The sequence below is a fragment of the Hydrotalea sp. AMD genome, from assembly GCF_004100315.1.
Classification (GTDB): domain Bacteria; phylum Bacteroidota; class Bacteroidia; order Chitinophagales; family Chitinophagaceae; genus Hydrotalea; species Hydrotalea flava.
The window spans coordinates 1-4,520 of record NZ_SCKY01000061.1 but is presented as its reverse complement, the minus strand read 5'-3'; the positions used below and the strand labels follow the sequence as shown (position 1 = coordinate 4,520).

The following is a 4,520-nucleotide window of genomic DNA, read 5'->3' as shown; positions in this document are numbered from 1 at the left end:
GAACTGTTTGCCCCGATAAAAGCGTTAATGTCGTCCAATGGCAAGTCAAGAGATTGAATTGAACGATAATTTTCAATGATTAGTCTTTGTAACATATGGTGGGGTTGTCTGTAGCTTGCGTGCAACGTTCATCGGCTTTCTGCTGTGCTGGTATTCTGTGTTCCGTCTGACCACAACTGAAGCTGATAAGAATTACTGAAGTTGAAATTAATTCAAAAGTTCAATAGTATTAAGTCAGCCCGAACTTCTGCCGATTAGCGATTTGTTGCTGATGTTTTTTGCGTCAGCCAGCATAGCAGAAAACCGCTGTTGGCGGTAGTTTTAGTAGTCAAACGAAATCTGCTTTTGTTTTATGTAATCCTTCAAAGTGCCTTTGGCGAAGATTGACGTTACTTCATCGTTTGTTCCTGTATAAATTTCTAATACTGTGTCTTGCGGAAAATTGTTTAACAGCAGTTCCGAAACTTGATTTCGGTCGCTAAGGACTTCATATAGTGAAGAACCTGGCAAGTTCGTAGCCATTTTAAAAAATCTCTCAAACAAAGATTTGTCTTTAGGTGCAATAAAAGTATATACTAAATTCGGATTGTCAATGTAAGGTTGAAATCTTTCTTGTATACTTTCAAGTCTTTTTATTTCTTCTGTCATTTTAAAGTGTTTTATTTACCTAATTCGCTCCAAGTGTTTGTGCTATTAGTCCACTTAGCGATGAAGTAATAACCAGTTGGATTTTTAAAGTTACCTGCTGCATAAATATTGTTTGATGCATCTTTGGTAAGTGTTATAACTAAACCAGTACCATCTGTCAATGAACTAAACCCATTTCCTAATTCTTCCCAGCTACTACCGTTCCACTTGGCTACGAAATTTTTACCGCTTGCATTTTTGAACTTTCCACCAGCATAAAGAATACCTGCGTAATCAAAGATTAATTCATCAACGGAGCCGCCGCCATCTATAGGTAATATAGCAGTGCCAATTCCTGAACCCATTTGAGACCAACTGCTTCCATTCCATTTTGCTACTCTTCCATTGGTATTGAGAAAATAACCAGCAGCATAAACATTGTTTGATGCGTCACAAATAACTGTCTGAATGTCTTTGTCAACATCTAAAGCACTTGAAAGTGTTCCGATTTCCGTCCAACTACTTCCACTCCACTTTGCAACATATCTTTTACCATTGTTGTTTGTAAATGAACCAGCAGCGTACACATTGCCCGCATTGTCTGTAGCAATAGCATTAATGTCCCCATTAGCATTGAGACTTCCTAACTCACTCCAAGTTGAACCATTCCATTTAGCAACATATCGCTTCCCGCTGCTATTTGTAAATAGACCACCTGCATAGATGTTATTTGATGCATCTTTTGCTAAAGCTTTAATACTTGCATTTGCGTTTAAGGTTCCCAATTCTGACCAATTACTCCCGTTCCACTTAGCAACATAATATTTACCGCTACCATTTGTGAAAACTCCGCCTGCATATATATTATTGGAAGCGTCAGTTATAAGACTTAGAATATTGGAATTAGCATTTAATGTACCTAATTCAGACCATGTATTGTTACTCCATCTGCCAACGTACATCTTTCCGCTACTGTTTTGAAATCTTCCTGCGCTAAATACATTTCCGCTCACATCTGATGTTAATGAATAAATCTGGTCGTTCAAAGTGAAGGAACCTAATGTAGAGAAGCTTATTTGATTGCCGTAAGCAGTTCCTACGCTGTTGGTCGCATAAGCCCTAACATAATAAGTTGTATTAACGGTAAGGTTATTTATGGTACTTGAAAAACTGCCTGTTCCAGAATTGTCAGAGGTTTTATTATTCGCTATAGTTGGATTTTGGCTTGTACTCCAACAAACGCCCCTTTGTGTTATAGATGCACCACCATCACTTGAAATCTTTCCTCCACTCGAAGCAGTTGTGCCACTTATGTTTGTGACGGCGCTTGTTGTTAAAGTGGGCAAAGATGAATTTGTTGTTGGTGTGTTGTCTGTGCCGCTTTTCTTGCAAGACGCTAACAAAAAAGTCAGAAGTGTCACAAAGAGTAAAGGATGTCTCATAAAATGCTTTTTAGTTTTAGTTTGACTGCGGCTGTAAAATTACCGCCAACGTTCAGGGCTTTGCGTTCGGGCGGGTTTCAGAGCACAAAACTGTCAACCTGCACTGAACTTGAATAGAAGCACAAAGATCCAAGTTTGCACGTCACCCCGCCTGACGCAAAACCCGTGTTAGCTGCCGTTTTACTTCTCGTCATAGCTTGTCCATTACGTGTTTTGTGTTACGATTTAGTCGTCCAGCAAATGAGTTCCAATTTTTGTAAATACTTGCTGTCGCTCTTGTTACTGCTATTTTATGCTTTTTTTCCAAGTTGTCTTTTATGAGCCACAAACTGTTATTGATTTTCCTTGTCAGTAAAAAGTGTTGTCGGTTTGGAATTAACTTAGTGTCAATAAACCCTTTTTCAATTTGACTAACACCATCAGTTAAATTCTGCTTCCAATAGATTTCTTCTGTTGGATTGTTGGGTTCAATTTCTCCGCTTTCATATAACTCAACCCAATTCGTAAATTCGGTTTCTAAGTCCTTGAACAACTTGTTGCTTATTATAGAAAAATCTAAATCACTATGACTGCCAAATTCTTTTCCATAGTCAGGTGGAGGACTTATTGAAAATCCTGTCTTTGCACTACCGATTAACTTTATTTCAGTTGGCGTAATTTCAAGTTTGTCTGCAAGGTATTGTGTTAGTTGCTCATAGAGCATTGGCTTGTCTTTAAAGGCAAAGGGTTTGTTATTTACAATAAAGTGCCTTATCAGAGAGTTAATTTCGTTACCGCCAACATTACGATAATAGCGCTTAAAGTCCTTTGATACGGAAAATAAATCAACAATAGAAGTTGCTGTATGGGTTAGTTTGATGTAGTTCGTAATATCAACCATAAACTTTTATGTATTTTCTATTTAAGTGTTTGTTATAGAGAAAAATTAAGTGCTGTTTTCTCATTTCTATTTGTGTCAGTCGCTTAATGCTTTCCTTCCTTGGTTGTGGATACTTAATTCTCGAAATAATTGAGGCTGCATCTTCTAAGGAAATCTTATCTGCTTTTGAAATCTGTAATTTGGTAAAGGTTTGTTGCAAGCCAGTCATACCAGCACCAAAGTAGGCAACATTTAAATAGATTTTTGGGATTGCTCTCTTCGGAATAACTGATGTCAAAGTCGTAGCAAGTAATATCTCCCGTATTTTTCTACTAAAAGTCCTTTGATAGTCGTTTGTTAATACTCGCACAAGTTGCTGCTCAATTGTGCTTGCACCCTCAATTTTGTCATATAGTAACCTGTTCTTAACTGCTCTTGCTATAGCAATAATGTCAAAGCCGATATGATAAAAAAACCTGTGGTCTTCGCCAGAGATTAACAGTTTAGAAAGTGTGTCTAAGTCGGCAAAGTCCGTGTTTGAAACTTTAGAATACTCGTCCAATAAACGCTTTTGCAAGCACAAATATTTGTCCCTGTAAATTGTCTTTGCGATATGTCCGAGTATTACACGCATTTTGTCATTTTGAACTTAGTCGGTTGAAGTTTGTACTGTTGTCAAAAAATGGCAGCTAACGCCCGGGCATTACCGATGGTGGGGGATTATTGCTGTGTCCGCCCGGCCCGAAGCTGATATTTTTGATTGGTTGAAAGTAAGATTTAAAGTTGAAGTAAGTTTGTCCAGCCCGGAACAAAAGTTGAGTTGCGTACAACTGCTGAAATTTAGTTTGTCAAGCCCCACTACCGGTAATGCCGATGTTGTGCGTAGTATTTATTCTCCAAATGCTGTTACGATATAATAAAACTGTTTTTTGTCGGGTAAATAAAACTGTAAAGTTCTTCCGCCCAAATATTCCTTTTGTCGTTTTGCAACAAGATGCTTATTTAAAAACATCTGGTTTGTCTTTGAATAAACCATACACTGACCTTTAAGAATGAGTGCAGCTCCAATAAAATAAAACTCTTCATCTAAATGCTTGGTCAAAATATTCTCTGGCTGCTGTCTGAAGATGCTGTCACGTTGGCGCTGGTCGTAATAAAAGTAAAGATCAGTTACTTTTATTTGTTCTACGTTTTTTGCTAGTGTGTCTTGAAATGTTTTGTACCCATAATTTATCAAAATATTTTTGTTTTCAGGATTTTCAATGAAGTCCTTTATGTCGCTCTGTTTGAAATAAAGGATTGCATTTGGAACTTCATAAATAAAAACATTTTCTTTCGTTGTGTCAAAAAATGTGGGTTTTAGTTTTTGTCTACGAATGCCAAAGTCAATCTGTGAATAGGATTGAATTGTCAATGTTAGAAAAAGTAAAGCTATTGAAAATCGAAGGCTCATAATATTACGCACAACGATCACGGCTTGGCGATGTGGTGGTGTTTGAAAATCGTCAGCCGGTAACCGCAGTTAAATTTAAAAATAAAAGTTCATTGTTTATTCTATTGATCGGCGTTATTCATCGGCTGGAACTGAAGCC

5 protein-coding genes are annotated in these 4,520 nt (G+C 37.4%); all 5 read right to left on the bottom strand.

The window, feature by feature from the left end; all coding sequences use genetic code 11:
- Window positions 1–321: 321 nt before the first annotated feature.
- The gene (locus EO766_RS17815) at window positions 322–648 is read right to left on the bottom strand and encodes a hypothetical protein (RefSeq protein ID WP_074419660.1); all 327 of its coding nucleotides are present in this window, start codon (window positions 646–648) and stop codon (window positions 322–324) included.
- Between the two features lie 11 nt (window positions 649–659).
- Window positions 660–2,069 (bottom strand): NHL repeat-containing protein, encoded by a 1,410-nt coding sequence (locus tag EO766_RS17810; protein ID WP_143439691.1) that lies wholly within the window; start codon window positions 2,067–2,069, stop codon window positions 660–662.
- Window positions 2,070–2,259: 190 nt separating this feature from the next.
- On the bottom strand, window positions 2,260–2,949 hold the full coding sequence (locus EO766_RS17805) for a hypothetical protein (RefSeq protein ID WP_074419663.1): 690 nt from the start codon (window positions 2,947–2,949) through the stop codon (window positions 2,260–2,262).
- Window positions 2,942–3,562 (bottom strand): biosynthetic peptidoglycan transglycosylase, encoded by a 621-nt coding sequence (locus EO766_RS17800; RefSeq protein WP_074421278.1) that lies wholly within the window; start codon window positions 3,560–3,562, stop codon window positions 2,942–2,944. The genes EO766_RS17805 and EO766_RS17800 overlap by 8 nt, the downstream gene beginning before the upstream one ends.
- Window positions 3,563–3,817: 255 nt before the next feature.
- Window positions 3,818–4,342 (bottom strand): hypothetical protein, encoded by a 525-nt coding sequence (locus EO766_RS17795; RefSeq protein ID WP_287101730.1) that lies wholly within the window; start codon window positions 4,340–4,342, stop codon window positions 3,818–3,820.
- Between the last annotated feature and the right edge of the window lie 178 nt (window positions 4,343–4,520).

What these genes read in the sequence shown, in the direction of transcription:
- EO766_RS17800 (WP_074421278.1), bottom strand. Translation starts at nt 3,562, where the DNA reads ATGCGTGTAATACTCGGACATATCGCAAAGACAATTTACAGGGACAAA.
- EO766_RS17810 (WP_143439691.1), bottom strand. Translation starts at nt 2,069, where the DNA reads ATGAGACATCCTTTACTCTTTGTGACACTTCTGACTTTTTTGTTAGCG.
- EO766_RS17815 (WP_074419660.1), bottom strand. Translation starts at nt 648, where the DNA reads ATGACAGAAGAAATAAAAAGACTTGAAAGTATACAAGAAAGATTTCAA.
- EO766_RS17805 (WP_074419663.1), bottom strand. Translation starts at nt 2,949, where the DNA reads ATGGTTGATATTACGAACTACATCAAACTAACCCATACAGCAACTTCT.